General features: G+C 73.0%; 24 protein-coding genes. 9 read left to right on the top strand and 15 right to left on the bottom strand.

Features of this window, described 5'->3' with window-relative positions:
- The first annotated feature begins 129 nt into the window (after nt 1-129).
- Together IE263_RS04510 and IE263_RS04505 are read left to right on the top strand one after the other, a co-directional pair.
- Nucleotides 130-2,778, top strand: a complete 2,649-nt coding sequence (locus IE263_RS04510) for a cellulose binding domain-containing protein (RefSeq protein ID WP_189932422.1) — start codon at nt 130-132, stop codon at nt 2,776-2,778.
- Nucleotides 2,779-2,976: 198 nt separating this feature from the next.
- The gene (locus IE263_RS04505; RefSeq protein WP_189932420.1) at nt 2,977-3,252 is read left to right on the top strand and encodes a hypothetical protein; all 276 of its coding nucleotides are present in this window, start codon (nt 2,977-2,979) and stop codon (nt 3,250-3,252) included.
- A gap of 198 nt (nt 3,253-3,450) precedes the next feature.
- Here IE263_RS04505 and IE263_RS04500 read toward each other — a convergent pair whose 3' ends face one another.
- Both IE263_RS04500 and IE263_RS04495 read right to left on the bottom strand, forming a co-directional pair.
- The gene (locus tag IE263_RS04500) at nt 3,451-5,358 is read right to left on the bottom strand and encodes a rhamnogalacturonan lyase (RefSeq protein WP_189932418.1); all 1,908 of its coding nucleotides are present in this window, start codon (nt 5,356-5,358) and stop codon (nt 3,451-3,453) included.
- A gap of 40 nt (nt 5,359-5,398) precedes the next feature.
- Nucleotides 5,399-6,457 (bottom strand): helix-turn-helix transcriptional regulator, encoded by a 1,059-nt coding sequence (locus IE263_RS04495; protein WP_189932416.1) that lies wholly within the window; start codon nt 6,455-6,457, stop codon nt 5,399-5,401.
- Nucleotides 6,458-6,496: 39 nt separating this feature from the next.
- Between IE263_RS04495 and IE263_RS04490 the strand changes: the two genes are divergently transcribed.
- The gene (locus tag IE263_RS04490; protein ID WP_189932413.1) at nt 6,497-6,976 is read left to right on the top strand and encodes a hypothetical protein; all 480 of its coding nucleotides are present in this window, start codon (nt 6,497-6,499) and stop codon (nt 6,974-6,976) included.
- Complete coding sequence (locus IE263_RS04485) at nt 6,973-7,479, top strand: hypothetical protein (protein WP_189932411.1); 507 nt, start codon at nt 6,973-6,975, stop codon at nt 7,477-7,479. The genes IE263_RS04490 and IE263_RS04485 overlap by 4 nt, the downstream gene beginning before the upstream one ends.
- On the opposite strand, the gene IE263_RS04480 is transcribed toward IE263_RS04485, so the two are convergent.
- Both IE263_RS04480 and IE263_RS04475 read right to left on the bottom strand, forming a co-directional pair.
- Nucleotides 7,421-8,191 carry a class I SAM-dependent methyltransferase gene (locus tag IE263_RS04480; RefSeq protein WP_189932409.1) on the bottom strand — a complete coding sequence of 257 codons (771 nt, stop codon included), beginning with the start codon at nt 8,189-8,191 and terminating at the stop codon, nt 7,421-7,423. The two genes, IE263_RS04485 and IE263_RS04480, sit on opposite strands and share 59 nt — an antisense overlap.
- 39 nt (nt 8,192-8,230) lie before the next feature.
- Nucleotides 8,231-8,536, bottom strand: a complete 306-nt coding sequence (locus IE263_RS04475) for a 4a-hydroxytetrahydrobiopterin dehydratase (RefSeq protein ID WP_189932407.1) — start codon at nt 8,534-8,536, stop codon at nt 8,231-8,233.
- Between the two features lie 249 nt (nt 8,537-8,785).
- Here IE263_RS04475 and IE263_RS04470 point away from each other — a divergent pair, with 249 nt between their 5' ends.
- On the top strand, nt 8,786-9,616 hold the full coding sequence (locus IE263_RS04470; protein WP_189932406.1) for a helix-turn-helix domain-containing protein: 831 nt from the start codon (nt 8,786-8,788) through the stop codon (nt 9,614-9,616).
- A 28-nt stretch (nt 9,617-9,644) separates the two neighbouring features.
- Here IE263_RS04470 and IE263_RS04465 read toward each other — a convergent pair whose 3' ends face one another.
- Nucleotides 9,645-10,070: a hypothetical protein gene (locus IE263_RS04465; RefSeq protein ID WP_189932405.1), complete on the bottom strand. Its 426-nt coding sequence runs from the start codon at nt 10,068-10,070 to the stop codon at nt 9,645-9,647.
- Nucleotides 10,071-10,337: 267 nt separating this feature from the next.
- Between IE263_RS04465 and IE263_RS04460 the strand changes: the two genes are divergently transcribed.
- Together IE263_RS04460 and IE263_RS04455 are read left to right on the top strand one after the other, a co-directional pair.
- On the top strand, nt 10,338-11,201 hold the full coding sequence (locus IE263_RS04460; protein ID WP_189932404.1) for a Sco1979 family transcriptional regulator: 864 nt from the start codon (nt 10,338-10,340) through the stop codon (nt 11,199-11,201).
- A 59-nt stretch (nt 11,202-11,260) separates the two neighbouring features.
- Entirely contained in the window at nt 11,261-12,079 is an 819-nt protein-coding gene (locus IE263_RS04455; protein ID WP_189932403.1) for an SAM-dependent methyltransferase, read from the top strand.
- A gap of 145 nt (nt 12,080-12,224) precedes the next feature.
- Here IE263_RS04455 and dnaK read toward each other — a convergent pair whose 3' ends face one another.
- From dnaK to IE263_RS04420, 7 genes are all read right to left on the bottom strand, one after another.
- The gene (dnaK, locus tag IE263_RS04450) at nt 12,225-14,114 is read right to left on the bottom strand and encodes a molecular chaperone DnaK (RefSeq protein WP_189932402.1); all 1,890 of its coding nucleotides are present in this window, start codon (nt 14,112-14,114) and stop codon (nt 12,225-12,227) included.
- Between the two features lie 121 nt (nt 14,115-14,235).
- Nucleotides 14,236-14,994, bottom strand: coding sequence for a glycerophosphodiester phosphodiesterase family protein (locus IE263_RS04445; protein WP_189932401.1), 759 nt, complete (start codon nt 14,992-14,994; stop codon nt 14,236-14,238).
- Nucleotides 14,995-15,157: 163 nt separating this feature from the next.
- The gene (locus tag IE263_RS04440) at nt 15,158-15,583 is read right to left on the bottom strand and encodes an OsmC family protein (protein ID WP_189932399.1); all 426 of its coding nucleotides are present in this window, start codon (nt 15,581-15,583) and stop codon (nt 15,158-15,160) included.
- A gap of 182 nt (nt 15,584-15,765) precedes the next feature.
- Nucleotides 15,766-17,502, bottom strand: a complete 1,737-nt coding sequence (locus IE263_RS04435; protein ID WP_189933156.1) for a vWA domain-containing protein — start codon at nt 17,500-17,502, stop codon at nt 15,766-15,768.
- 59 nt (nt 17,503-17,561) lie between these two features.
- Nucleotides 17,562-18,623 carry an ATP-binding protein gene (locus IE263_RS04430; RefSeq protein ID WP_189932397.1) on the bottom strand — a complete coding sequence of 354 codons (1,062 nt, stop codon included), beginning with the start codon at nt 18,621-18,623 and terminating at the stop codon, nt 17,562-17,564.
- Nucleotides 18,624-18,719: 96 nt separating this feature from the next.
- The gene (locus IE263_RS04425) at nt 18,720-20,834 is read right to left on the bottom strand and encodes a phage holin family protein (protein ID WP_189932394.1); all 2,115 of its coding nucleotides are present in this window, start codon (nt 20,832-20,834) and stop codon (nt 18,720-18,722) included.
- A 245-nt stretch (nt 20,835-21,079) separates the two neighbouring features.
- On the bottom strand, nt 21,080-21,481 hold the full coding sequence (locus tag IE263_RS04420) for a hypothetical protein (RefSeq protein ID WP_189932392.1): 402 nt from the start codon (nt 21,479-21,481) through the stop codon (nt 21,080-21,082).
- 84 nt (nt 21,482-21,565) lie between these two features.
- Between IE263_RS04420 and IE263_RS04415 the strand changes: the two genes are divergently transcribed.
- Together IE263_RS04415 and IE263_RS04410 are read left to right on the top strand one after the other, a co-directional pair.
- The gene (locus IE263_RS04415) at nt 21,566-22,339 is read left to right on the top strand and encodes an MBL fold metallo-hydrolase (protein ID WP_189932389.1); all 774 of its coding nucleotides are present in this window, start codon (nt 21,566-21,568) and stop codon (nt 22,337-22,339) included.
- Nucleotides 22,336-22,965 carry a DedA family protein gene (locus IE263_RS04410; protein WP_189932387.1) on the top strand — a complete coding sequence of 210 codons (630 nt, stop codon included), beginning with the start codon at nt 22,336-22,338 and terminating at the stop codon, nt 22,963-22,965. Before IE263_RS04415 ends, IE263_RS04410 begins: the two co-directional genes overlap by 4 nt.
- Nucleotides 22,966-23,232: 267 nt before the next feature.
- Here the strand turns inward: IE263_RS04410 and IE263_RS04405 are convergent, their stop codons facing one another.
- From IE263_RS04405 to IE263_RS04395, 3 genes are all read right to left on the bottom strand, one after another.
- Complete coding sequence (locus IE263_RS04405; RefSeq protein WP_189932385.1) at nt 23,233-24,297, bottom strand: MBL fold metallo-hydrolase; 1,065 nt, start codon at nt 24,295-24,297, stop codon at nt 23,233-23,235.
- Nucleotides 24,294-25,541 carry an aminotransferase class I/II-fold pyridoxal phosphate-dependent enzyme gene (locus IE263_RS04400; protein ID WP_189932383.1) on the bottom strand — a complete coding sequence of 416 codons (1,248 nt, stop codon included), beginning with the start codon at nt 25,539-25,541 and terminating at the stop codon, nt 24,294-24,296. The genes IE263_RS04405 and IE263_RS04400 overlap by 4 nt, the downstream gene beginning before the upstream one ends.
- Nucleotides 25,542-25,770: 229 nt before the next feature.
- A complete protein-coding gene (locus tag IE263_RS04395) occupies nt 25,771-26,916 on the bottom strand; it encodes a hypothetical protein (protein ID WP_189933234.1) in 1,146 nt (381 codons plus the stop codon).
- Between the last annotated feature and the right edge of the window lie 21 nt (nt 26,917-26,937).

Raw genomic sequence — 26,937 nt, 5'->3', positions numbered from 1 at the left:
CGCGCCGGGCGGTCCCCACCCGCACAGGGGACCGCCCGGTCGTCGCACGCCTCGCCGCTCTCTCCCCCCGCTCCCCCGGCATCTCCCCGCACATTCCTTCACATGGCTTCGCGAGGAAGGACCCCCACCGTGCGAAGAACACGCATCCTCACGGCCGTCCTGGCGCTCGCCGCCGGCCTGCTCGCGGGCACCCCGCCCGCGCTGGCGGCCGACAGCGGCCCGAAAGCGGCCCTGGCGGCAGAGTCGTACACCTGGAAGAACGCCCGGATCGACGGCGGCGGCTTCGTCCCCGGCATCGTCTTCAACCGCAAGGAGAAGAACCTCGCCTACGCGCGCACCGACATCGGCGGCGCGTACCGCTGGGTGGAGTCGTCGAAGACGTGGACCCCGCTGCTGGACTCGGTGGGCTGGGCGAACTGGGGGCACACGGGCGTGGTGAGCCTGGCCTCCGACCCGGTCGACCCGAACAAGGTGTACGCGGCCGCCGGCACCTACACCAACAGCTGGGATCCGGGGAACGGGGCCGTGCTGCGCTCCTCGGACCGGGGTGCGAGCTGGCAGAAGACCGATCTGCCCTTCAAGTTGGGCGGCAACATGCCCGGCCGGGGCATGGGCGAGCGGCTCGCGGTGGACCCGCACCGCAACAGCGTGCTGTACCTGGGCGCCCCCAGTGGCAAGGGCCTGTGGCGGTCGACGGACTCGGGCGTCACCTGGTCGCAGGTGACGAACTTCCCCAACGTCGGCAACTACGTCGCGGACCCGAGCGACACCTCCGGCTACAACAGCGACAACCAGGGCATCGTCTGGGTCACCTTCGACGAGTCCACGGGCACGTCGGGCAGCGCGACACGGACGATCTACGTCGGGGTCGCGGACAAGGACAACGCGGTGTACCGGTCGACGGACGCGGGCGCGACCTGGACGCGGCTGGCCGGGCAGCCGACGGGATACCTGGCGCACAAGGGTGTACTGGACACCGTCAACGGCCATCTGTACATCGCATACAGCGACAAGGGCGGCCCGTACGACGGCGGCAAGGGCCGGCTGTGGCGGTACGCGACGGCGACCGGGACCTGGACGGACATCAGCCCGGTGGCGGAGGCCGACACGTACTACGGCTTCAGCGGGCTGACGGTCGACCGGCAGAAGCCGGGCACCGTCATGGCCACCGCATACAGTTCCTGGTGGCCCGACACCCAGATCTTCCGTTCCACGGACAGCGGCGGCACCTGGACCAAGGCGTGGGACTACACGTCCTACCCCAACCGTGCGAACCGCTACACGATGGATGTCTCGTCCTCGCCGTGGCTGACCTGGGGCGCGAACCCGACGCCGCCCGAGCAGACGCCGAAGCTGGGGTGGATGACGGAGGCGCTGGAGATCGACCCGTTCAACTCCAACCGGATGATGTACGGGACGGGCGCGACGATCTACGGCACGGAGAATCTCACGAACTGGGACAGCAACACCCGGTTCACGATCAGGCCGATGGTGCAGGGCCTGGAGGAGACGGCGGTCAACGACCTCGCCTCTCCCCCGTCCGGCGCCCCGCTGCTGAGCGCCCTCGGTGACGTCGGCGGCTTCCGGCACACCGACCTGACCAAGGTCCCGTCGATGATGTTCACCTCGCCGAACTTCACGACGACGACCAGCCTGGACCACGCCGAGACCAACCCGAACACGGTGGTCCGGGTCGGCAACCTGGACTCGGGCCCGCATGTGGCGTTCTCGACGGACAACGGCGCCAACTGGTTCGCCGGGACCGATCCTTCGGGCGTGAGCGGCGGCGGGACGGTGGCCGCGGCCGCGGACGGCAGCCGTTTCGTGTGGAGTCCGGCCGGCACCGGCGTGCACCACACGACCGGCTTCGGCTCGTCCTGGTCGGCGTCGAGCGGGATCCCGGCGGGCGCGATCGTCGAATCCGACCGGGTCGACCCGAAGACCTTCTACGGCTTCAAGTCCGGGAAGTTCTACGTCAGTTCGGATGGCGGCGCCACCTTCACCGCGTCCGCCGCGACCGGTCTGCCCAGCGGTGACAGCGTGCGTTTCAAGGCGCTGCCGGGCGCGAAGGGCGACGTCTGGCTGGCGGGCGGCGCGAGCGACGGGGCGTACGGGCTGTGGCACTCGACGGACGGCGGCGTGACCTTCACCAAGCTGTCGAACGTCGAGCAGGCCGACACGATCGGCTTCGGCAAGGCGGCCGCGGGCGCCTCGTACCAGACGCTCTACACCAGCGCGAAGATCGCCGGCGTGCGCGGCATCTTCCGTTCCACGGACAAGGGAGCGACGTGGACCCGGATCAACGACGACGCCCACCAGTGGGGTTGGACGGGCGCGGCGATCACCGGTGACCCGAGGGTGTACGGGCGGGTGTACGTGGCGACGAACGGTCGCGGGGTCATCTACGGCGACAGCTCCGGCACCGGCGGCGGTACGGATCCGACCCCGACGCCGACCGGCGGCTGCACGGTGACCTACAAGATCACCAACCAGTGGTCGGGCGGCTTCCAGGCGGACGTGCAGCTCACCAACACCGGCACGAGTACCTGGAGCGGCTGGTCGCTCGGCTGGTCCTTCGCGGACGGGCAGAAGGTCACGCAGGTGTGGAACGCCGAAGCCTCGCAGTCGGGGTCGTCGGTCACGGCGAAGAACGTGAACTGGAACGGAAACGTGGCCGCGGGCTCGTCGGTCGGCTTCGGGTTCACGGGGAGCTGGTCGGGCTCGAACGGGAAACCGACGGCCTTCAAGCTCGGTGACCAGTCCTGCGCGGTGACCTGACACGCCGGGCGGGACGGACGGGAGGGCGCGGGGCCACAGGCACGCGCCCTCCTCGCCTGCCGGCCCTTCGGCATGCCCTCACGGAAGGCGCGGGAGCGCCGAACGTACGACGGTAAATCATTCCTGATTTCACGCTATCGCATGAATGCTCCCGATATGGGCACTTAAGTCCGAGTACGCCACAGACGGGAGCACACCATGGTCATCAAGAAACTTCACGACATGGGCATACGCAGCGAGCACGCCTACATGGCCGCCCTCGGCAGCATCGGCGCGTCCGTCGCCACCTGGATGGGCAGCCTCAAGGCCGAGCCCGGCGCCGGACTCGCCCGCGCCGACCGGTGGGGGATCTTCGTCGGCGAATGGGCGCCCACCTTCTTCGGCCTGGGCCTCGCGCTCTCCCACTACGAACAGCAAGAGGGCACCCTCACGGCCAGCGTCCGCGAACTCCGCGAGAAGAAGGCGGCCGGCTGACAGTGCGCGCCCGCCCGGGGACAGGGCGGGCGCATCCGCATGGGTGAGCAGCCACCGCGCGGGGCCGTGACGGCCTGCGCAGGAGTGCACGCTGCTACGACCTGAGCACGGGTGGTGGCGCAGTCGCCGAGAGAGCGGCCGTCCGCTGTTCGCTGACGGCCGCCCGACGTCGGCGTGCAGATGACCGTTGGCCGCGGCTTACGGGGTGTAGACGGTCGGCCTGGGTGCCGTCGCCATCCCGTTGCCGAGGAAGAAGCTCGGGTGCGGCGGTTGGTTGTATGCAGTATTTTGCCAGGCGAGTGCCGTGCGGTACTGGGTGTCGTGCAGCAGGGTCGTGATCTTCGTGCCGGTTTCGATCGGCGTGGAGTAGATGCGCAGGGCCGTGTTGTTCGAGGTCGGCCAGACGACCTCCTCGCGCCAGTCGCCGAGGATGTCCCCGGAGAGGGACGGGGTGGACTTGGTGCCGTTGTTGGAGTGGACACCGGAGGCCGTCAGCAGGCGGGTGTCGCCGGAGGTTCCGTACTTGTCGATGCGGGTGCCGTCGAGGAGTTCGCGGACGGTGTCGCCGTCCCACCAGTTCACGAAGTTGATGCTGGACGGCTCCCGGCCGAGGGAGGCGCCGGTCGCCGAGCGCAGGGTGGTGTCGGAGGCCGACCACGCCTCGGCGCCCGCGCTGCCGGCGTAGATGTCGGCGGCGACGCCCCGGCCGTTGTCGGCGCCGGACGCGGTCTGCCAGAGGATCTGGCCGGTGCGTGCGTCGGCCAGCCATGAGCCGGGCTTGCTGGTGTCCTCGGAGACCTTGAAGTACTCCAGGCCGGCCCGGGACGGGTTGAGGTCCCCGACGTGGCCCGCGTCGCCGTGGCCGAGCTTGGTCGTCCACAGGCCGCCGCCGTTGTCGTCGACGGTCATCGCGCCGTACACGATCTCGTCCTTGCCGTCGGCGTCGACGTCGGCGATCGACAGGCTGTGGTTGCCCTGACCGTCGTATCCCTTGCCGGAGTTGGTGGAGGAGTTCGTGTCGAAGGTCCAGCGGCGGGTGAAGGCACCGCCCCGCCAGTCCCAGGCCGCGATCACCGTGCGGGTGTAGTAGCCGCGGGCCATGATGAGCGACGGGCGGGAGCCGTCCAGGTACGCCGTGCCCGCGAGGAAGCGGTCGACGCGGTTGCCGTAGGAGTCGCCCCAGGACGACACCGTGCCGCGGGCCGGGACGTAGTCGACCGTCCCCATCGCCTTGCCGGTCTGGCCGTTGAACATGGTCAGGAACTCGGGGCCGGACAGGACGTAGCCGCTGGAGTTGCGGTAGTCCGCGGAGGAGCTGCCGATGACCGCGCCGGTGCCGTCCTTCGTGCCGTCGGCCGTCTTCATGGCGACCTCGGCCTTGCCGTCACCGTCGTAGTCGTACACCTGGAACTGTGTGTAGTGCGCGCCGGAACGGATGTTGCGGCCCAGGTCGATGCGCCACATCCGGGTGCCGTCGAGCTTGACGGCGTCGATGATCGTGTTGCCGGTGTAGCCGGACTGGGAGTTGTCCTTGGCGTTGGTGGGATACCACTTCAGGACGAACTCCAGGGCGCCGTCGCCGTCGAGGTCGCCGACGGAGGCGTCGTTCGCCTCGTAGGTGTACGCCACGCCGTCGGGGGTGGTGCCGCCGGCCGGCGGGGTGATCGGAACGTCCTTGTATCCGGTGCGGAGTTGGACCGCGTGGACGGAGTCGGCCTGCTCCACGCCGCCCACGATCGCGCGGACCGTGTAGTCGGCCTGGGCGGGGGCGCCGGAATGGAAGAAGTTGGTGGAGCCGGTGATCGGGGTCGGGTTGACCTTAGTCCCGGCCCGGTAGACGTTGAAGGACACGTCGTTCGGATCGGTGCCGAGCCAGCGCCAGCTGACCAGGTTGCCGCTGTCGGTGTGCACGCTGACCACACCCCGGTCGAGCTTCTCGACCTGACGGGCGGTGGCCGCCTCGGCGGTGTCCGTGGACAGCGTGGTGAGGCCGGCGCCGACCAGCGCGGTCACGGCGGTCGCCGCAGCGAGGACGGCGGTCCTGCGGCGTCTGCGGTGCGTGGGCGGGTGCGGGTGCGGTTCCGTGGGCGGGTGCGGGTGCTGCACGAGGCGTACCTCCCGTGAAGGACGGACGGGTTCCGCTCTGTCAGTTGCCGCCGGGAGGTGAGGAGTTGCCGGGGTGCGGGGCGTTGTCGGAATGCGGGGAGTCGCCAGGACGCGGGGGTTCGGCGGAAGGGGGGCGGTCGGCGGAACGGTGGCGGCCGGCGGGGGCGCGGCGGTACCGCTCCGCCAGTTCGGCCACGGTTCGCGCGATCCGTGCCCGCAGCTCCGGCGGCCCGAGCACCTCGACGTCCGCTCCGAGCCGCAGGAACTCGCCGTGGGCGTGCTCGACCGACTCGATGGGGACCGTGGCGGTGGTCCAGCCGTCCTCGTCCGTGCCGCCGTCCCACGGCGTCGCCCTGGAGAGCGTCACGCCCGGGGCCAGCCGTACCACCGCCTCCGCCGTGTACAGCCGCGCGTGGAAGTCACGCTGGTACGCCGTCCAGTACGCGGCGAGGTCGAAGTCGTCCGGGCGGGTGAACTCCTCGCCCGAGGTGGCGAGTTGGAGGATCTGGTCGACGCGGAACGTACGGGGCCCCGGGCCGGCGACGACGTACCAGCGACCGGCTTTGAGGACCAGGCCGTAGGGCTCGAGGCGGCGTTCGACGTCGGTGGGCGTACGCCAGCGACGGTATACAATATCCAGTACACGGTTGTTCCATACCGCATCGGCGACCGCCGGCAGATACGGCGCCTCCTCCGCCTCCGCGTACCAGCCCGGCGCGTCCAGATGGAAGCGTCCGCTGATCCGGTCGGCGTGCGCCCGCAGCTCGGCCGGCAGAGCCGCCCGCACCTTCAGCTGGGCGGCGGCCAGCACCGAGCCGAGCCCGAGCTGGGCGGCGGGGCCGGGAACCCCCGCCAGGAAGAGGGCCTCGGCCTCGTCGGCGGTGAGGCCGGTCAGCCGGGTGCGGTAGCCGTCCAGGAGCCGGTAGCCACCGGCGTGACCGGCGTCGCCGTACAGGGGGACGCCCGCCGCGCTCAGCGCCTCGACGTCCCGGTAGACCGTCCGCACCGACACCTCCAGCTCCTCGGCGAGCTGGGCGGCGGTCATCCGGCCCCGGGTCTGGAGCAGCAGCAGGATCGAGACCAGTCGACTGGACTTCACTGCCACAGGATGTCAGCGAAGCGGCCCTAACGTCCCGCCATGAGCTTCACCGAGAAACTCCTGACCGTGCCGCCGCCGATCGAGGTGGCGGGTCGGCACATCAAGCGCTACCACGTCACCGCCGACCCCGCGGGCATCGCGCCCGAGGTGGAGAAGGCGGCGTACGCGATCCTGCCGGAGCTGCTGCCGGAGCCGGACGGGACGCCACCGGCCACGTTCGTCGTGCTGCACCGGGGCGACGACGACGGCGCCTACCTGAACGCGTACAGCTGGGTCTGGGACAACGTCCTGCACTTCCGGGGCGCGGCGGCGGGCCAGCCGGTGCTGGGCTGCCCGGACCGCGACCCGACGCACTTCGTCACCCCGGACAGGCCGTGGATCGGCTGCGTCTGGGAGCTGCCGCCGATCCTGCACGAGCGGGACGCCTGGGTGCGCCACCTTCTGGCCCCCCAAGTCCCCGATCTTGCCGCCTACTTGACTGACTCGCTGCCCGAAGGAACCACAGGAGACCGCGCATGAGCACCCCGCACGACTTCGACTTCTTCCACGGCGACTGGCACGGCGTCCACCGCCGCCGCGCCGACTTCCTCGACCCGGACAGCCCCTGGGGTGCCGAGTTCACGAGCACGAGCCGCTGTTGGCCGCTGTTCGACGGCGCCGCGAACGTCGACGAGGTCGACATGCCGCACCTCGGCTCGAAGGGACTGACGCTGCGGCTGTTCGACCCGTCGACGCGACAGTGGTCGCTGCACTGGTCGTCCAGCACGAGCGGCCGGCTGTTCCCCCCGGTGGTCGGCCACTTCGTGGGCGACCGCGGCGAGTTCTACGGCGACGACAGCTACGACGCAAAGGACGTGCGTGTCCGCTTCGTGTGGTCGGGAGTCTCGGACGCCTCGGCCCACTGGGAGCAGGCCTTCTCGGTGGACGGTGGGACCACCTGGGTGACCAACTGGATCATGGACTTCACGCGTCCGGCGGCGGCCGGTGCCGCGCGGCCGGTTTCCGGAACGCCCGGAGTGTGAACCAGGGGTCCGGCCGGGGCCGGTCCTGATCCGGCAGCCGCGCCAGCCGCGCCGCGAACCGCTCCGCGAGCGGCTCTCCGGGCGGCAGCGTGACGAACCAGCCCCGCCGCAGGTCGGCGACCGTGCGGCGCGGGCTGCGGCCCTGCCCCCGGCCGGGGAAGCGGGCGCCCCCGGCCGGGACGAGGCCGCATGCGACGGCGTACGACTCGACGAGCGCCGCCTGGTCGCGGGCCGCCCGCGGTGGCCGGGAGGCCAGCACGGCGTCGATGTCGCTGCCCACGTTGTGCGCGGCGGCCTTGTCGACCGTGGTGACGTAGACGCCGCCGGGCCGCAGCACCCGCGCGCACTCGGTCACGATCGCTCGCACGTCCGCGTCGGTCTCCGCGAGATGCAGCAGCCACACGCTGCTCACGGCGTCGAACTCGCCGTCGCGGAAGGGGAGTCGACGGCTGTCGGCCCGCACGACCGCGCCGGGCAGGCGTACGGCGGCCTGGCGGACCATCGCGGAGGCGAGGTCGACGCCGGTCACCCCGAGGCCGTCGCGTCCGGCCGCGAGCCTTCGTGTGACGATGCCGGTGCCGCAGGCGACGTCGAGCAGGCTGCGCGCCTCGCCCGGTACCAGGCCCAGGACGGCCTCCGCCGCGGCCGCCGCCCGGGGTTCGCCGCCGCGCGAGGCGTCGTACCGTTCGGCTTCCTTGTCGTAGTCGAGCACGCGTCCCCCCGTTCTCGTCCGTCCCGTCCGCCGTGCGGGTCAGTTCGCCCCGTGTCCGGGGGCCAGGTCCTCCACCCGGCGGGCGAGCTCGAAGTCGAGCTCGGTGACCGCGCCGCCCGCGCTGTGGGTGTGCACGGCGAGGGACACCGTGTGGTAGCCGAGGGTGAGCTCGGAGTGGTGGTTCAGCTCTTCCTGGACCTGGGCGACATGGATGACCAGGGCGGTCGCGGCGAAGTGGGAGGCGAGCCGGTAGGACCGGGTGAGGCGGCCGGCGTCGAGGGACCAGCCCGGCAGCTCGGCCAGCCGGTCCTCGATCTCCTTCTGCGACAGCGGTTCGACGGCCATGTCCTGGCTCCCTTCCTGGATGTCGCGTACCTGTCCAGGCTGCCACAGGAGAGGCGCGGCGGCCCTGGTCGGAAGGGTGCCCGGCAGCCCGTAACGGGAACCCTCGCAGGCTTCGGCGTGCGCCTCCTCGGGGGCCTCGGGCCCCGTTCCGGCCGACCGGCCGGAACTCCACCGGGTGGCCGAGGCCGGCGCCGAGCGCCCCGTCCAGCGGCACTGTCGTCCGCCCCTGTCTCGACTACGGTCGTACGCATGACCACTGTCGCGACTGGCACGACCGGCTCCACCGCCCCTCCCGCCGGCCGGGGCGTCGGACCCCTGCTGCGCGCCTGGCGGGAGCGGCGCCGGGTCAGTCAGCTGGAGCTGGCGTTGCGCGCGGACTCCTCGGCCCGGCACATCAGCTTCATCGAGACGGGCCGCTCCCGGCCCAGTGAGGAGATGGTGCTGCGGCTGGCCGAGCACCTCGACGTGCCCGTGCGTGAGCGCAACGCCCTGCTGGTGGCGGCCGGTTACGCCCCGCACTACCGCGAGACCCCGCTGGACGATCCGGCGCTGGACGCGCTGCGCGCGGGCATGGAACGCCTGATCCAGGGCTACGAGCCGTATCCGGCGCTGGTCGTGGACGCGATGTACAACGTGCTGGCGGCGAACCGCGGGATCGCCATGCTGCTGGACGGTATCCCCGAGTCGCTGCTCGCGCCGCCGCTGAACGCGATGCGGCTGACGCTGCACCCGCAGGGCCTCGCACCGCGCATCCGCAACCTTCCCGAGTGGCGCGGGCACCTGCTCGCCCAGATGGAACGGCAGATCGCCCTGTACCGTTCCACGCCGCTGCGAGCGCTGTACGAAGAGGTCGCCGCTTATCCGGTGCCGCAGACCGCGCCCGAGGGCGAACCGGCGGAGCCGGTGCCGTACTTCGCGCTGCCGATGCAGATCGAGCACGGGGGGCGGACGCTGTCGTTCATCTCGTCGATCTCCACGTTCAACACGCCGATGGACGTGACGGTCGCCGAGCTGGCCATCGAGACACTGCTCCCGGCCGACCCGGCGACGGTCAAGTACCTTCACTCCCTGACGGACTGATGGCCAGTCAGATTTGATTGATGCCCAGTCAGACCTGACGTGCCTTCAGGGCCAGATGCTGGAGTGCTGCGAAGCCGGCCACCGTCAGGGCCTGGAGCACGGTCCACACGGCGCCCGCCGTGGTGGGCGACAGCCACACCGCGAGGGCGACGAAACTCAGCGCAGACCAGGCGAGGTTGATCTCGACGACCGCCTTCACGGGCAGCGTGGCCGGGCGGGCGCGGGAGGCGAGGAGCCCGACGGCGGCCGCGTACACCGTCAGAACCAGGCCGAGCTCGAGCAGCAACGTGGCGTCGACGCCGAGGAGGCGGCCGAGCGGCCCGGACGCGGCGAGGTAGGCGATGCCGTTCGCGCCGGTCACCACGGCGTCGAGGGCGAGGAAGCGGCGCAGCGCGGTGTGCGGCTCGGCGGTGCGGGCGAGAGCGGTGAGCGCGGTGGGCTGGGTTGCGGACATGACGAATCACCCTCCGTCGAGGTCGGAATACGGCCTGGTGGGGCGGGTTCCGGACCGGAGTGCGCCGCCCCGGAACCCGTTGTCTCCACGATCCCGTCCGCGCCGGTCACCGTCGATTACCCACGAGGTAATGCAGGGGAGGCGGCCCGGCCGTCCGAGGGGCCGCTCGGCTCCCGCGTGGTGATCCGCTCACCGTCGTCACTGTCCGAGCACGGCCGGGACATGACACACTGACCCGCGTGCTTCGACACGTAGGGGAGACGTGGCGTGAGTGAGCGGCGGCCCGCGCCCACGGTGGGCCAGGTGGTACTCGGCAGGCGGCTGCAGGAACTGCGTGAGGCGGCCGGCCTCGGCCGCGAGGAGGCGGCGCGCGCACTGCGCGTGGCCCCGGCGACCGTACGGCGGATGGAGACGGCCGAGGTCTCACTGAAGATCCCGTACGTGCAGGTGCTGCTGGAGACGTACGGCGTGCCCGAGGAGGAGGCGGACGCGTTCGTCACGCTCGCCGAGGAGGCGAACCGGCCGGGCTGGTGGCAGCGGTTCCACGACGTGCTGCCGGAGTGGTTCAGCCTGTACGTGAGCCTGGAGGGCGCGGCCCGGCTGATCCGCTCCTACGAACCGCACTTCGTGCCGGGCCTGTTGCAGACCGAGGCGTACGCGCGGTCCGTGCTGGAGGCCGGGACGGTCGGGCAGACCAGCCCGGAGGCGCTCGAGCGGCATGTGTCGCTGCGCATGGCCCGGCAGCGGCTGCTGGACGGGCCGAACCCGCCCCATCTGTGGGTGGTGATGGACGAGACGGTGCTGCGCCGCCCGGTGAGTGTCGACGCCGCCGTGATGTACGAACAGGTCGACAGGCTCCTGGAGTTCGCCGAGCGGGACCGGATCACCCTGCAGGTGGCCGAGTTCACGGACGGCCCGCACCCGGGAACGTACGCGCCGTTCTCGCTGTTCCGTTTCGCCGAGCCCGAGCTGCCCGACATGGTCGTCACCGAGTATCTGTCCGGCGCCCTGTACCTGGACTCGCGCAAGGAGGTCTCCGCGCATCTGGAGGTCCTCGACCACATGACGGCGCACGCCGCGTCGGCGCAGCGCACCAAGAAGCTCCTGCGGGACCTCCGCGAGGGCTTCTGAGCACGGCACGTCACTGCACGCTTCCGCCACCACCGCACGTCCGAGGAGAGAGACCCCGCATGACCGGATCCGAGTCCGAGGCACCCGTCCGCATCGACACCAGCAGGCCGCACCCGGCCCGGGTGTACGACTGGTGGCTGGGCGGCAAGGACAACTACCCCGTGGACGAGGAGCTGGCCCGCAGGATCCTCGCCGTGGACGGCACGGTGCTGCGCGGGGCGCGCGCCAACCGCCGGTTCATGCAGCGGGCCGTGCGCACGGTCGCCGAGGCCGGGACACGCCAGTTCCTGGACATCGGCACCGGCATCCCCACCGAGCCCAACCTGCACCAGGTCGCGCAGGCCGTCGCCCCGGAGTCGAGGGTCGTGTACGCGGACAACGACCCGATCGTGCTCCGGCACGCGGAGGCGCTGCTGCACGGCTCGGCCGAGGGCTCCACGCGCTACGTGCACGCCGACGTCCGCGACCTCGAGACCCTGCTGGACCGGGCGGCCGACTCGCTCGACCTCGGCCGGCCGGTCGCCCTGTCGCTGGTGGCGCTCACCCACTACCTGGGCGACGACCCGGACGGCGACGACGTGTACGGGCTGCTGAAGCGGTACGTCGCCGCGCTCGCGCCGGGCAGCCACCTGATCCTGTCCCAGGTCACCCCCGATCTGAACCCCGAGGCCATCGAGAAGGCGGCGAACCACTTCCGGCAGAGCGGCACCCCCTTCCACCCCCGCTCGCTGGCGGAGTTCTCCCGCTTCTTCGAGGGCCTGGAGCTGCTGGGACCGGGAGTGATCCCGGTCTCCGGCTGGCGTCCGGACCCCGAGGACGTGGCCCTCCAGGCGGACGGCATCGTGCCGGTGTACGCGGGGGTCGCCCGCAAGCCCTGACCTCGGGCTCGCCGGCGAGGAGCTGTGTGCCGTATGCGGCTCGCCGACTACGGCACACAGTATGCAACGGCCGGGAAGGCTGTATTCACAATGCTGCCGACCGCGCACCGCCGACTGCATACACCAGCGCCCCAGCCCCGCCCACCTAGGCCCCCTTCGCCTGGTCGCGGTCCTCGTCGTCGACGATCTCCGCGTCGACGACCGTCTCGTCGTCCTGTTGCTGCGCCGAGCCGCCTGCCGAGCCGCCACCCGCCGTCGCGCCGCCCGTCGGCGGTGTCTCCTGCTGCGCCTGGGCATACATCGCCTGCCCCATCCGCTGGCTGACGGTGGCGAGTTTGTCGACGCCGGCGCGCAGGTCGCCGGTGTCGGCGTTCTGCTCCAGCAGCGTCTTCAGTTCCGCGACCGCCGACTCGACCTCGCCCTTGGTGTCGGCCGGCACCCGCTCCTCGTTCTCCCGGAGGAACTTCTCGGTCTGGTAGACGAGTTGCTCGGCCTGGTTGCGGGTCTCGGCGGCCTCCCGGCGTTTGCGGTCCTCCTCCGCGTACTGCTCGGCGTCCCGCATCATGCGGTCGATGTCCTCCTTGGGGAGGGCCGAGCCGCCCGTCACGGTCATCTTCTGTTCGCGGCCGGTCGCCAGGTCCTTGGCGGAGACGTGCATGATGCCGTTGGCGTCGATGTCGAAGGCCACCTCGATCTGCGGGACCCCGCGCGGGGCCGGCGGCAGCCCCGTGAGGTCGAAGACGCCGAGCTTCTTGTTGTACGCGGCGATCTCGCGTTCGCCCTGGTAGACCTGGATGCCGACCGAGGGCTGGTTGTCGGCGGCGGTGGTGAAGATCTCCGAACGGCGGGTCGGGATCGTGGTGTTGCGCTCGATCAGCTTCGTCATGATGCCGCCCTTGGTCTCGATGCCCAGGGACAGCGGGGTGACGTCGAGGAGCAGGACGTCCTTGACGTCGCCGCGGATCACGCCCGCCTGGAGGGCGGCGCCCACGGCCACGACCTCGTCGGGGTTCACGCCCTTGTGCGGGTCCTTGCCGGTCAGCTCCCGCACCAGCTCCGTCACCGCGGGCATCCGGGTCGAGCCGCCGACGAGGATGACGTGGTCGATCGCGGCCAGCTTGATGTTCGCGTCCTTGACGGCCTGGTGGAAGGGCGTCTTGCAGCGGTCGAGCAGGTCGGCGGTGAGCTCCTGGAACTGGGCTCGCGTCAGTTTCTCGTCGAGGTGGAGGGGGCCCTCGGCGGAGGCGGTGATGTAGGGGAGGTTGATCGTCGTCTCGGAGGAGCTGGACAGTTCGATCTTCGCTTTCTCGGCGCCCTCGCGCAGCCGCTGCAGCGCCATCCTGTCGTTGCCCAGGTCGATGCCGTACTGGCCCTTGAACTTCTTCACGAGGTGCTCGACGATCCGCTGGTCCCAGTCGTCGCCGCCGAGGTGGGTGTCGCCGTTGGTGGCCTTGACCTCGATGACGCCGTCACCGATCTCGAGGAGCGACACGTCGAAGGTGCCGCCGCCGAGGTCGAAGACGAGGACCGTCTGCTCCTCGCCGCGGTCCAGGCCGTAGGCGAGGGCGGCGGCGGTCGGCTCGTTGATGATCCGCAGCACCTTCAGGCCGGCGATCTCCCCGGCCTCCTTGGTGGCCTGCCGCTGGGCGTCGTCGAAGTAGGCGGGCACGGTGATCACCGCGTCGGTGACGTCCTCGCCGAGGTAGGACTCGGCGTCCCGCTTCAGCTTCTGCAGGACCCGGGCGGACAGCTCCTGGGCGCGGAAGCGGGTGCCGTCCACGTCGCCCTGGTCCGGGAAGCGCCAGTGCGCGTCGCCCATGTGGCGCTTGACCGAGCGGGCGGTGCGGTCGACGTTGGTCACGGCCTGCCGCTTGGCGACCTCGCCGACGAGCACCTCGCCGTTCTTGGCGAAGGCCACGACCGACGGGGTCGTCCTGGCTCCCTCCGCGTTCGCGATCACGGTGGGCTCGCCGCCCTCCAGCACCGCCACCACCGAGTTCGTGGTCCCGAGATCGATTCCGACCGGACGTCCCATCGCTGTCCCCTTCCACCGAGGAGCCCCCGCGCTTCCAGGCTTCCAGCACAAAACTTGAGCGGGCTCCTGTCAATGGGGCCCGGGCGCCGCACCGGGCAGCCGGCGGACGGTCCGCCGCCGGTCAAGTAGACAGGTGCCCCACCGGCGGCTTTCGATGCGGTTCCCCCCGCAGTTCCACCGCCCGCCGCGGCCGGTCCGTGATCAGGACGTCCACCCGCCGGTCGGCCAGGAAGGTGCGCAGTCCGGCGTCGTCGTTCACGGTCCACACCAGGGTGAACAGACCGTGCCGGGCCGCCCCGCCGAGCACGGTGGCGCGCGCCAGCCGGTGGTGCGCGGCCACGCCGTGCGCTCCGCAGGCCCGCAGGCGCCGCAGCGGGAACAGCTCGCTCACCCGGGTCCCCACCAGCCGGCCCGGCGCGATCTCCGCGCGGTCCCGGCCCAGCGACAGCGCGGTGCGCACGCCGGGGAAGGACCGGGTGATCGCGGCGACGGAACGGTCCTCCAGGGTGGTGGCGACGAACCCGTCCCGGCCGAGCAGCGCCACCGCCATGTCGATCAGCTCGCGTTCGTACCCGGTCTCCTTGAGGTCCAGGTGCCCGACCAGCCTCCCGGCCGCCAGGGCCATGACCTCCTCGACGACGGGCACGGCGTGTCCGGTGCGTGCGCACAGCTCGGCGTAGGTGATCCGGGCCAGCGGCGGACCCGTACGGCAGGCGCGGGCGTCGTGGTGGACGACGAACACGCCGTCGGCGGTCCGCCGGACGTCGAACTCGACGTACTCCGCGCCGGAGGCGAGCGCGTCCTCGTACGCCTCCCGGCTGGCGGCGCCGCAGCGCTCGGAGCCGCCGCGGTGGGCGGAGACGGCGGGGCGCGACCCCATGGGCCTCACCTCCCCGTCCCGTGACCAGCGGTTTACGGCACCGCCGTCGTCCTTCCGTCTCCCGGCCGCAGCCCGTTATACCCGGCCCGGCCGAACCGAACCGAACGGGGGTGCGAGCCGCCCATGACGGACGCCCCGCACCCCCGGCAGGTCTCGCTGCGGCTCAGGCGAGCTTCGCGGACAGCGTGATCGGTACGGCCTTCAGGGCCTGGCTGACCGGGCAGTTGGTCTTGGCCTCCTCGGCGGCGGCGACGAACTGGTCGTTGTCCAGGCCCGGCACCGTGCCCTCCACGGTCAGGTGGATGCCCGTGATGCCCTCACCCGGCTGGAAGGTGACGTCGGCGGAGGTGACGAGCTTGGTGGGCGGGGTGCCGGCACCGGTCAGGCCGTGCGACAGCGCCATGGAGAAGCAGCTGGAGTGGGCGCCGGCGATCAGCTCCTCCGGGCTGGTCTTGCCGTTCGCCTGCTCGGCGCGCGACGGCCACGACACCGGCTGCTGGCCGATGCCGGAGGAGTCGAAGGTGACGACGCCGTTGCCCTCGAGAAGGTTGCCTTCCCAGACGGTGTGTGCGGAGCGCGTGGTGGCCACGACGATTCCTTTCCAAGACTGGCTGTTTCGGCGGGGGCGGTCCCGTTGCCGGGTGCCTGGGCCCCATCCGATCACACCCGGGCCCGCGTCACCCAGCGGACGGGGCGGCACCGGACCGGTTTCCGGGCTCGCCCCCCGATCCGGCGGGGCGCGCCACCGGGCCGGCCGCCCCGCCCGGCGGCTCACCGCACCCGGAACACCGGCCCCCGCGGCGTGAACGGCAGCCGGCGGCCCTGCGGGATCAGGTAGGCGTGCTCGCGTCGTACGCGCAGGACGTCGCACCAGCCGTCCGTGATGACGAGGACGGGTGCGCCGGGCGGGAAGTCGTCGGCGCGGTGCAGGAGGTCGATGCCGGGCTGCAGGACCGTGCCGCCGCGGCCGTGCACGCGCACCCGGCCGGCGATCTCGGTGACCGGGAGGTAGCCCGCGTCGTGCGGGGCGGTGTCGCAGAAGACGACCCGGGCGGCCGGTACGTCACGGGCCTCGGCGTAGGAGGCGATCGCGCCGAGCGCCTTGCCGAGCAGCACGCGGTCCATGGAACCGGAGGTGTCCAGGACGACGCCGAAGGTGCAGCGGGCGATCTCCTCGGGCGGGAAGTAACGGCCCGCGCGCGGGATGTCGGGGGTGGACGCCTGGCGGCGCGACGGGCGGGCGTACGAGCGCACCGGCTCGGGGCGGGGGACGAACTCGTCGAACCAGCGGGCCAGTCGGGCGTCCCAGGGCAGCGGCGGGTGGCTGAGGGCGCGGATCTCCTCGACGAGGCCGCCGGGCAGGTAGCCGCGTTCCTGCCGCTGGTGCAGGTCCAGGCCCTGGGCGAGGCCGCGCCGGTAGAAGCCGTCGAGGTCGACGTAGTCGCCGGGCGGGCCGAGCGGGGCGCCGAGCACGTCGCCGACGCCCTTGCCGCGCAGGGTGGACAGGCGGCGCATCCGGCGCAGGTCGCCGGCGATGCGGTCGTAGACCTCCTCGGCGGACAGGCCGGCCAGCTCCCGGTCGTACAGCAGGCCTTCGGGCATGGTGCCGACCTGCATCTCGCGCAGCCAGCCGTTGATGACGTAGTCGCAGGCGACGTTGAACAGGTAGGGGTCGCGGGGGCCGCAGCGGTCGCCGTGGCGCAGGGCGGCGTGCAGCATCTCGTGGGCGAGGACGAACCGCCATTCCTCGTCGTCGAGTTGGTACAGCGGGTTGACGTAGATCTCGCCGGCCTCGGCGTTGACGGCGGCGATCTGGATGCCGTGGGCGCGGGCGAGTTCGGCGTCCGCGACGAGCTTGATGCCGGCCGCGATACCGCCCAGCAGCGGGTAGGAGGAGACGAACCAGCTCAGCGCCTCCTCCCAGGGGCGGCGGCCGGGCGTCTCGCCGTCGAGGGAGTCACGGCGGCCGCCCGCGACGTCCATCGCCGCCGACACGGTGCGGGTCAGGGCGGTGGCGAACGCCAGCTGCCAGTCCGGGACCTGCGCGAGGGCCCAGCCCACCCACGGCACGAGCAGCAGGTCGGGCTGCGTGCCGGCGGTCCCGCAGTGTTCGTAGGCGGCCGGGAGTCCGGTGCGCCGCCAGCGGGCGGCGAGCTGTTCCTCGTCGCCGTCGGGGTAGGACCGCGGCAGACCGTCGGGGGCGCGGCCGACGGGGAACGTGAGCAGGAAGCGGTTGACGACCGTGCAGCGTGCGGCCAGCTCGTACCGGTCGGGCTGCTCGCGCTCGCCCCTGGCCGCCGGGACGTGCCCGAAGCCGAGGTGGAGAGCGGCATGGGCGAGCGACCAGGCCCAGACGGCCGGTTCGGCGATGCGGGCCGGGTGGACGTGCAGGGTGCCGTCGGAGTCGACGCGGACGAGGCCGTCGCGGGGAGCCAGGACGCACTCCTCGTGGCGGCAGGTGTCGAAGTCGAGGGCGGCCAGCGCCGGATTGGCGCGCACCAGCCGCATCCCCTCCGCGAACGCCTCCGCGGCGACGTCCCGCTTCTTCTTGCCGCGGCCGCCGCGGCTCACCGCCGCGCCTCCACCAGCCGGGGCATGTCCCGGGCCGCCTCGACCAGGAACCAGGCGGGCAGCACGGGGTTGCCGTCGGCGTCGGAGGCGATGACGGTCTGGGCGACCTCGACGGAGATCTCGGCGAGCTGGACGAGCAGCGACTTGGCGCGGTACGCGGTCTGCCGGCCGTTCGCCGACATGTGCTCCTTGACGGCGGGCAGTTCCTTCACCAGCCGGCCGCGGAAGGACTCGGCGAGGTAGTAGAGCAGGTCGCGGTCCTCGACACGGTGCGGCCAGGGGGCGTCGCCCTTGAGGACGGCCTCGATGCCGTACCGGCTGCGGACGATCTTGACGTAGCCGCAGAAGGCGGTGGCGTGCGCGGGCGTCAGGGTGCCGTGGGTGAGGACCTTCAGGGTGTCCTCGTCGAGGTCCCGGCCGAAGGAGTGCAGGGCGTCGGAGAGCATGTGCCAGGAGCGGGGCGTGGAGAAGGGCTCCTCGGTCTTCGGCGGCTTGGACCACAGGTGGTCGGGGCGGTCGGTGAGGTGGTCCACGATCCACGGGTGGATGCCGTTGCTCTCCGCCCAGGTCAGCCAGTCCCTGGCGGAGGCCTCCAGGTGGACGTGGGTGAGGCGGTTGACGAGCGCGGAGGCGATCGGGCGGGCGAGGGCGTTGTCGGTCGCGCGGTTGCCGGCACCGATGACGATCGAGCCCTTGGGCAGCTCGTAGGTCCCGATGCGGCGGTCGAGGATCAGCGAGTAGAACGCCTTCTGCACGTCCGGGGTGGCCGCGTTCAGCTCGTCCAGGAACAGGCAGTACGGCTCGTCGCGGGCGATCGCCTCCGGCGGGCAGAACACCGAGCGTCCGTCACGGATCTGCGGCACGCCGATCAGGTCCTCCGGTGCGAGCTGGGTGCCGAGCAGGCTCACGCACTCCAGGCCCAGGGACTCGGCGAAGTCCCGCACCAGGGAGGACTTTCCGATGCCGGGGGCGCCCCAGAGGAAGACCGGCCGGACGGTGGCCAGGTTGAGCAGCAGTTCGGGAATGCGGGCGGGCGTGACGGTGACGGCTGCCTGCAAAGCAGCAACTCCTCAGGGGTGTTCGAGAAAGGCGCGCGAGTGCGCGCGATCGGTACGGACAGTGTGGGCGTACGGATCCGCGGGCGCAGCCGATTTTCAGGCGGCCCGCTCCTCCTGCGCCGTCTCCAGCGGCACCTGGGCCCCCTCCGACTCGCGCAGCCAGCGGCGCAGGACGCGGTGGACGTGCTCGGCGCCGATCAGGTCCTCGCCGTCCTCGACGGGCGCGGACAGGGCGAGCGGGGACAGCAGGAACGGCGCGCCCTGGGCGCCGCCGAGGCCGCCGTGGGAGCCGATCTGTTCCTCGAAGGCGAGGACCTCGCCGTCGGCGGGGTCGTGGAAGGAGTTGACCATGATGTCGGCGGTGTGCGGGAAGGAGTGGGTGCGGCGGACGGCCTCGGCGGCTCCGGGGCCGAACCCGGTGAGCGGGCCCGGTTCCTCGTCGAGCCGGTCCACGGGGATCTCCGCGCCGTACGCGCCGAGCACGACCCCGCCGTGCTCCTCGCTGCGCACGAGGAGGAAGCCGATGCCGGGGTGGTTGGCGAGGGTGGACAGCAGGGCGGGGTGCCGGGCGTCGATCTCCTCCTTGCTCATCCGGTGCGGCACGTCCGGGAAGGAGACCAGGCCGAGATTGCCCGAGGCCAGCACGATCGGCTCGGAGTCGCGGGACGGGCGGTACCGCTCGTCGCCCTCCTCGACGGGCCGGCGCAGCGCCGCCCGGACGGCCGCCCGGGCCTCGGCGCCGCTGTGGGTGCGCTCGGCCCGGCGCGGCACCGGCAGCCCGCAGCCGGCCCGCACCAGGTCACCGAGGGTGAGCCCGTAGCGGGCGCGGAAGGTCTCGCCGGGGCTCTGGCCGTGGTCGGACAGGACGACGATCCGGTACGGCCGGGGAGCGTGTTCGGCGACGTTCTCGATGAGCGCGAGCGCCCGGTCGAGACGGGCGAGGACCTGCTCGGCGTCACGGCTGAGCGGGCCGGAGTGGTGGGCGACCTCGTCGTAGGCGACCAGGTCGGCGTAGACGGAGGTGCGGCCGGCGAGCATGTCGCCCATCACGGCGGCGACGACGACGTCCCGTTCGACGACGGTGGCGAAGGCGCGGACGAAGGGGTAGAGACCGCCGCGGGCGACGCGCGGACGCTCCTTGCGCAGCCGGGCGCGGGTGGACTGGCCGATCTCGCGGGCGGCCTCCGCGACGAACGACAGGGCGGTGCGGACGGCGTTGGCCGGGTCGGAGAAGTACGCGAAGTAGCCGGCCCGGGAGCGGGTGGCGCGGTCGCGTCGCCGGGTGGCTATGGACAGGACGAGGGCCTGTTCGTCGGCGCCGCCGCCGAAGAGGTTGCCGCGGCTGGCGCCGTCGGCGGAGAGCAGTCCGCCGTCCCCGGTGCGCTCGACGGCGCGGCGCTGGAGTTCTGCGGCGCTGGTGGGACGGTTGCAGACCATCACCTCCCGGCTGTCCTTCTCGTACCAGCGGAAGGCGGGGACGTCGTGGTTGCTGCCGTGCAGGATGCCGAGCTGGCTGGCGCCGGTCTGGCTGGACCAGTCGGTGCTCCACGGGGTGAGGCGGTGGGTGGGGCGGGAGTGCTGCGGGCCGGGGTCCGGGCCCTGGTCCAGGTCCGCGTCCGGGCCCTCGCCGAGCCAGCGGGCGATCGTCGGCATGAGGCCCTTGCCGACGGCCGTGCCGAGGACGTCGTGGCCGACTCCGTCGAGCTGGACGAAGACGGTGCCGGGAGTGGGCGGGCAGGCCGGTCCGCCTCTGCGGCGGCGGTCGGAGAGGCGGTACAGGCGGCGCCGGTAGGCGTCGTCGTCGCGCACGGCGAGGGCACCGCCCGTCGCGGAGGCGACGGCGGACATCACGGCGGCGACGATGACGGCGGTCTCGGGGGCCGCCTCGCTCTCGCCGGAGGGGTTCAGCCGCAGGGCGAGCAGGAGGAGCGAGCCGTTGAGGAAGAACACCAGCAGGCCCAGGACGAGCGCCGGTACGAGCAGCAGCAGACGGACGAGGAGCGGCCAGACCAGGGCCGACAGCACACCGAAGACGCCGGCGCCGACGGCCGCGGTGATGCCGATGGTGGTGGCGCTGTCGCCGCTGGGCGACTGGAGCCGGAAGTCCGGCAGGATCCCCGCGAGCACGAGCATCGTGAGCGTGGACACGGCCCACACCGCGACGCTCCGCCCGGCCTGACTGACGGCCCGCCGCCAACGCCCTGCACGCACTCCCCGTACACCTCACGATCCGGCCCCGACGCCTGGGGGGCCGCCCTCCACCCTGTCACACCGCACTTACGGTCACCTCGGGGTCATCCCCGGTCCGACCCTGAGGTCATGCGCCGCCGTGTCGGGGGCATCCGCCGTCGCGTCGGGGTCGTCCGTTGCCGCGTCGGATACTGCTGCCGTCCCGTCGGAGGCCGTCCGCCGCCGGGAGCCGGCCGACGCCGGGAACCGGCCGACGCCGTCGGGGGTCATCTGCCGTCGTACCCGGCCGTCGGCATCGACAGCCGGCGGTGCACCCGGGCCTTCATCTGCGCGTCGTAGGCGGGTTCGGCGCAGCCGACCGTCTCCACCCGCACCCCGCGCCGGGCGCACTCCGCGGCGAACTCCTCGACGGACGACAGCGCGCTCTCCAGGACGCGCCGGCTGGGCGCGACGAACAGGTCGACTCCGGGGCGGACGCCGTCCCACAGCACGCCGTGGTCGGCGCGCAGCCCGCGCACCAGCAGCTCCCGGCTGACGACATAGCCCCGTTCCGCGGCCCACCGCGCGCACATCGCGTGCTGGCTGCGGGAGTCCACCAGAAAGGGATCGGCGTCCAGCTCCTCGAGCGGCGTCAGACTCGCGATCGCCGTGACCCGCACCGGTCCCATGGAGTCCCCCCTCACCTCCGCGTTTCGCCGCCGACCCTACTCCTGCCCGTAGGCTTCGGGGAGTCGCGCGAAGGAGGCAAAGAGGTGCCGGTGGAGATCACCTGGTGGGGTCACGCCACCTGCACGGTCGAGGATTCGGACACCCGTGTGCTCACCGATCCCCTGTTCGCCCGCAGGCTCGCGCATCTGCGGCGACGGCGCGGTGCGCTGCCCCCGCCCGGCGCCTGGCGCGCGGACGTGGCGCTCGTCTCGCACCTGCACGCCGACCATCTCCATGTGCCCTCACTGGCGCGCCTCGCGCCGGGCACGCGCCTCCTGGTGCCCCGGGGCGCGCCGCGCGCCGTCCCGGGCCTGCGGCGCCTGGCGCACCTGCGGCCGATCGAGATGGCACCCGGTGACGAGGTGTCCGTGGCCGGCCTGCGCATACGGGCCGTGCCCGCGTGGCACGACGGGCGGCGGCTGCCGCTCGGCCCGCACCGCTCCCCCGCGCTGGGGTACGTCGTCGAGGGCGAGGCGCGGACCTACTTCGCCGGGGACACGGGCCTGTTCGAGGCGATGGCCGAGGAGGTCGGGCCGGTCGACGTGGCGCTGCTGCCGGTGGGCGGCTGGGGGCCGTACCTCGGGGAGGGGCACCTGGACGCGGGGCGTGCGGCGGAGGCGCTCGCCCGGCTCGCGCCGCGCAGCGCGGTGCCGGTGCACTACGGCACGTACTGGCCGATCGGGATGGACGCCGTGCGCCCCCATGAATTCCACGCGCCGGGCGACGAGTTCGTGCGCCTCGCCGCCGAGCGGGCGCCCGGGGTGGCGGTGCACCGGCTCGGGCACGGGGAGAGCGTGCGCCTGGAGGTCGCGCGGTGACGCCACTGTCCACCGCGGTCACGACGGTCGTGCCGACGGAGTCCACCCAGCAGGCGATCGGCTATCCGTCGCTGTTCCTGCTGGTGCTGATCGGGGCGCTGGTGCCGATCGTGCCGACCGGGGCGCTGGTGAGTTCGGCGGCGGTGGTCGCCTTCCACCAGACGGCGCCGTTCTCGCTGGCGCTGGTGTTCGTGACGGCGTCGCTGGCGGCGTTCCTCGGGGACGTGGCGCTGTACTGGCTGGGCCGGCGAGGGATGAAGTCGAAGAACGGCTCGCGCTGGCTGGAGGCGATCCGCTCCCGGGCGCCGGAGGAGCGGCTCGCACAGGCGCAGGAGAAGCTCGCCGGCCACGGTACGACGGTGCTGGTGGTGTCCCGGCTGGTGCCGGCGGGCCGCATCCCGGTGATGCTGGCCTGCCTCATGGCGAAGTGGCCACTGCGCCGCTTCGTCCGGGGCAACCTGCCGGCCTGTCTGGCCTGGGCCGTGACCTACCAGCTGATCGGGATCCTCGGCGGCTCGCTGTTCCCCGAGCCGTGGGAGGGCGTGGTCGCCGCGGTCGCACTGACCGTGCTGATCAGCGCGGCCCCGAGCGTGTGGCGCCGGCTTCGGGGGACCCGGGCCGCCTAGCGGGTGCCTGACCGGTGGGCGGGAGGCCCGGACCGGCGGGTCGGCGGAAGGAGGACCCGAACCGCGTGGCCCCTGGGCGGGAGGCCCCGACTGCCCGGCCGGCGGACGGAACATCCGGACCGCGTGACCCCTGGGCTCGAGGCCCGGACCGGCGGGTCGACGGAAGGAGGACCCGAACCGCGTGACCCCTGGGCGGGAGGCCCCGACTGCCCGGTCGGCGGACGGAACATCCGGACCACCTGGTCCGCGTGCGCAGGTCGGCGTTGGCTAGTCGAGGATCCGTGAGCCTCCCACCGGCAGGTCCCACAGGTCCTCTCGGGCCCGTCCCGCCTTCTCCCAGGCGGCCCGCACGCGGGTGAGCGGTTCGAGAACGGGCTCGGCGGAGAGGACGAACGTCCCCCAGTGCATGGGCGCCATCCGGCGAGCGCCCAGATCCTGCGCCGCCCGCACGGCCTCCTCCGGGTCGCAGTGCACGTCCCTGAGCCACCAGCGCGGGTCGTAGGCGCCGATGGGGAGGAGGGCGAGGTCGATGCCCGGGTGGCGCTGTCCGATGCGGGAGAACCAGTGGCCGTAGCCGGTGTCGCCCGCGAAGTACACGCGCTGTCCGTCCGGGGCGGTGAGGACCCAACCGCCCCACAGGGAGCGGCAGGTGTCGGTCAGGGTGCGCTTGGACCAGTGGTGGGCGGGGACGAAGTCGAAGCGGACGCCGGACAGTTCGGCCGCCTCCCACCAGTCCAGCTCGGTGACCCGGGTGAAGCGGCGGCGCTGGAACCAGCGGCCGAGCCCGGCCGGCACGAACACGGGCGTGTCGCGCGGGAGTCGGCGCAGGGTGGGCGCGTCCAGATGGTCGTAGTGGTTGTGGCTGATGACGACCGCGTCGACGGTCGGCAGCGCGTCCCAGGGGACGCCGACGGGGGTGATGCGGGCCGGGGTGCCGAGGATACGGCGGGACCAGACCGGGTCGGTGAGGACGGTCAGGCCGCCGACGCGCAGCACCCAACTGGCGTGTCCCGCCCAGGTGACGGCGACGGTGCGGGCGTCGACGCGGGGCAGCGGGCCCGATGCGACGGGCACGCGCGGGATGTCGGCGAGGCCCTCCTTGCCGGGCCGTACGGAGCCCTCGCGGGCGAAGCGGGCGACGGACTTGAGGCCGGGCAGCGGGGCCGTCAACCGGTCGTGGAAGGTACGGGGCCACACGCGCCGCTCCCCCAGCGGGCGAGGCTCGGCGAGCGGCGGGACGGGGGACGACAGGGGGGACACGGCCGCCGGAGCGTCCGCCTCCCGTAGGGGCGCACCGGCGGTGGTGGTGGTCGACTCGGACTGCTGCGTCATCGAGGAGGCTCCCATCGCTGAGCGTCGTCACGGAGATCGTCGAAGACCGACCTCAGACGGATCAACGCGCGTTGCACGTGTGGCAGTTCCAACGGGGTGGGTGATGTGAGACATTCCGTGCGCTGGGTGTCCGTGCCGCCCAGCAGCGCGCCGGTGGACAGCCGCACGCGCAGCGCGCCGAGGTCGTCGCCGAAGCGGTGGCCGCCCGGCGCGGGCATGCCGAGCCGGGCGGTGAGGAGGTCCTCCAGGTCCTGCGCGTCGCCGACGTCCTGCGCGGACAGCGCCTCGCGCAGCGGGCCGAGGTCGACGTAGAGGTGCCGGCCCGCCTGCGGGGGCAGGGCGAGGGCTCCCCCGGCCTCGACGGCGGCGTGCGCGGCGGCGGCCACGCGCGCGTGCAGGCGTACGACGGCACGCACGCGCGTGGTGACGTGCTCGGGCTCGGTCAGGGCGTGGGCGGCGGCCGCGGCGACCGGTGCGGCGACGCGGGCGTCGAGGGCGGTGAGGACGTCGAGCACGCGCGCGTGGAGGCCGTCCCCCTCGGCTCCGGCGGGGAGGCGCGCGACGGCGGCCGGCCAACCCGTCGGCAGCAGGGCGCCCGCGAGGTCGCTGACGACCGTCACGTGGTCGGGGAGCATCTCGGCGGGGCTGACCAGCACGGTGTCGTGCGGGTCGTGCAGGGTGTCGCGCCAGGTCTCGTCACTGACCAGGTGCAGGCCCTCCCCGGCGGCGGCCTCGACAGCCTCGTGCAGCACCTCCGGCGGGGCGACGGTGGCGGTGGGGTCGTCGGCGACGGACAGCACCAGCAGCCGCGGGGCACCGCCCTCGGCGCGGACCCGGCGCACGGTCTCCAGCAGGGCGTACGGGTCCGGGACGCCGCCGCACTCGGCGGGCGTCGCCACATGGAAGACGGGTCTTCCCAGCAGGCGTGCGTACGGCGCCCACCAGGCCGCGCAGGGCCTCGGCACCAGCACGTCACCGCCGAGGGCGGCGGTCAGCGCGAGCAGCAGGGCGGGGGCACCGGGGCCGGCCACGATCCGCTCCGGCCCGGCCGGCGTGCCGCGCCGCTCCCAGTAGCCGCAGGCGGCGTGCAGCAGGGCACGCCCGCCGCCGACGGGTTCGCTGTCGCCACGGGTGGCGGCCGCGGCGAGGACCGACGCGAGGCCGGGCAGGACGGGCAGTCCGTCCGCGGGGAGCGGCGGCCCGTAGCGGACGGGCCCGTGCCCTTCCGGTTCCGTCCGCCGCATGGGGTCCTCCGCGCAGTCCGTCCCTGGTGCCCTGTGCTGTCGCCGGCCGGTGGGTGCCCCGCCCGGCGACGCCGGGGCTGCCTGCTCCCCCGCGTGCCGGATGGTGCGTGACGTCTCGTACGGGCCGGGTGTGCTCTCGGGCTCTGAGTACCCCGCGTGCCCTCCTCCCATGGCCGCGCGCCGGGGTTGCGCCGGTCACAGCGCGGGGCGGACCGGCGCGCGGGCGGGGTCAGACGTCCCTCGCCACGCCGTCCCGGCGCAACCGGTGCGCGGCGGCGGCGAACGCGCCGGCGATCAGCAGTCCGCCGGCGACGAGGGCGGGCACCGAGTCGGTGAAGGCCCCACCGGCACCGGCCTGGACGCCGTGCTGGACGGGGGCGGTGATGCAGGAGGGGTCGTCGTGACCACGGGGGCACGGCTTGGCCGCGGCGCACGACTCCTCGTGGCCCTCGGTGCACTGCTTGTCCGAGGCACAGGACTCCTCGTGGCCCTCCGTGCACTGCTTGTCCGAGGCACAGGACTCCTCGTGGCCCTCCGTGCACTGCTTGTCCGAGGCACAGGACTCCTCGTGGCCCTCCGTGCACGTCTTGCCGCCGTCGCAGCTCTCGCCGTGGGACGGGGTGCACGTCGGAGCGTCGCCCCGGGCGACGTCGAAGGCCGCGCTCCACGGCGTGGCCTGCCCGCCGGGCGGCGCCGGGCAGGTCCCCTCGACGGTCCAGGGGGAGTCCGTACCGGCCGCCGCCTCGGGCGCGCCCAGGTCACTGGCGGCGTCCTCGGCTACCTCCCCCGCGGCGCCCGTACCGGCCGCTGCCTCCGGCCCGTCGGGTTCCCCAGCGGGGTCCGTACCGGCCGTTCCCTCCAGCGCGTCGGGTTCCCCGGCAGGGTCCGTACCGGCCTTTCCCTCCGACACGTCGGGTTCCCCAGCGGCGCCCGTACCAGCCGTTTTCTCCGGCGCGTCGAGGTCACCGGCGGTGTCCCCGGCTACCTCCCCGGCGGCGCCCGTACCGGCCGTCGGCTCCGGCACGTCGGGTTCCCCGACAGCGCCCGTACCGGCCGCCGGCTCCCGCCCGGCGAGGTCACCGGCGGGGACGACACTGGCGGTGCCCCGGTAGGCGGGTCCCGACAGCTCGTCGTTGCCGGGCTCCAGACTCAACTGGACGGTCCCTCCGGCGAAGGCCTGCGAGGTGGCCTGCATGGTCTTGGGGGCGGGGCCGCCGAGAGGGTCGCAGGAGACGGAGACGGTGACGCTGCCGCCCGGGGCGGCGGTGGCCGGCCCGACCTCCGCCGTCGGGTCCGCGGACGCGGCCGGGGCGGCACCGGCCAGCACGGCACCGACCAGAGCGGCGACGGACAGGACACGGACGGTGCGGCACATGGAACGGCTCCTTCGGCCGAC

Source organism: Streptomyces aurantiogriseus (assembly GCF_014649375.1).
Lineage (GTDB): Bacteria > Actinomycetota > Actinomycetes > Streptomycetales > Streptomycetaceae > Streptomyces > Streptomyces aurantiogriseus.
The sequence above is the reverse complement of the archived record's forward strand: the minus strand, read 5'-3'. Positions and strand labels throughout refer to the sequence as shown.

Bases quoted from the DNA above. Each gene is read 5' to 3' on its own strand.
- IE263_RS04505 (WP_189932420.1), top strand. From the start codon at position 2,977: ATGGTCATCAAGAAACTTCACGACATGGGCATACGCAGCGAGCACGCC.
- IE263_RS04490 (WP_189932413.1), top strand. From the start codon at position 6,497: ATGAGCTTCACCGAGAAACTCCTGACCGTGCCGCCGCCGATCGAGGTG.
- IE263_RS04485 (WP_189932411.1), top strand. From the start codon at position 6,973: ATGAGCACCCCGCACGACTTCGACTTCTTCCACGGCGACTGGCACGGC.
- IE263_RS04475 (WP_189932407.1), bottom strand. From the start codon at position 8,536: ATGGCCGTCGAACCGCTGTCGCAGAAGGAGATCGAGGACCGGCTGGCC.
- IE263_RS04470 (WP_189932406.1), top strand. From the start codon at position 8,786: ATGACCACTGTCGCGACTGGCACGACCGGCTCCACCGCCCCTCCCGCC.
- IE263_RS04465 (WP_189932405.1), bottom strand. From the start codon at position 10,070: ATGTCCGCAACCCAGCCCACCGCGCTCACCGCTCTCGCCCGCACCGCC.
- IE263_RS04455 (WP_189932403.1), top strand. From the start codon at position 11,261: ATGACCGGATCCGAGTCCGAGGCACCCGTCCGCATCGACACCAGCAGG.
- dnaK (WP_189932402.1), bottom strand. From the start codon at position 14,114: ATGGGACGTCCGGTCGGAATCGATCTCGGGACCACGAACTCGGTGGTG.
- IE263_RS04445 (WP_189932401.1), bottom strand. From the start codon at position 14,994: ATGGGGTCGCGCCCCGCCGTCTCCGCCCACCGCGGCGGCTCCGAGCGC.
- IE263_RS04435 (WP_189933156.1), bottom strand. From the start codon at position 17,502: ATGCGGCTGGTGCGCGCCAATCCGGCGCTGGCCGCCCTCGACTTCGAC.
- IE263_RS04420 (WP_189932392.1), bottom strand. From the start codon at position 21,481: ATGGGACCGGTGCGGGTCACGGCGATCGCGAGTCTGACGCCGCTCGAG.
- IE263_RS04405 (WP_189932385.1), bottom strand. From the start codon at position 24,297: ATGACGCAGCAGTCCGAGTCGACCACCACCACCGCCGGTGCGCCCCTA.
- IE263_RS04400 (WP_189932383.1), bottom strand. From the start codon at position 25,541: ATGCGGCGGACGGAACCGGAAGGGCACGGGCCCGTCCGCTACGGGCCG.
- IE263_RS04395 (WP_189933234.1), bottom strand. From the start codon at position 26,916: ATGTGCCGCACCGTCCGTGTCCTGTCCGTCGCCGCTCTGGTCGGTGCC.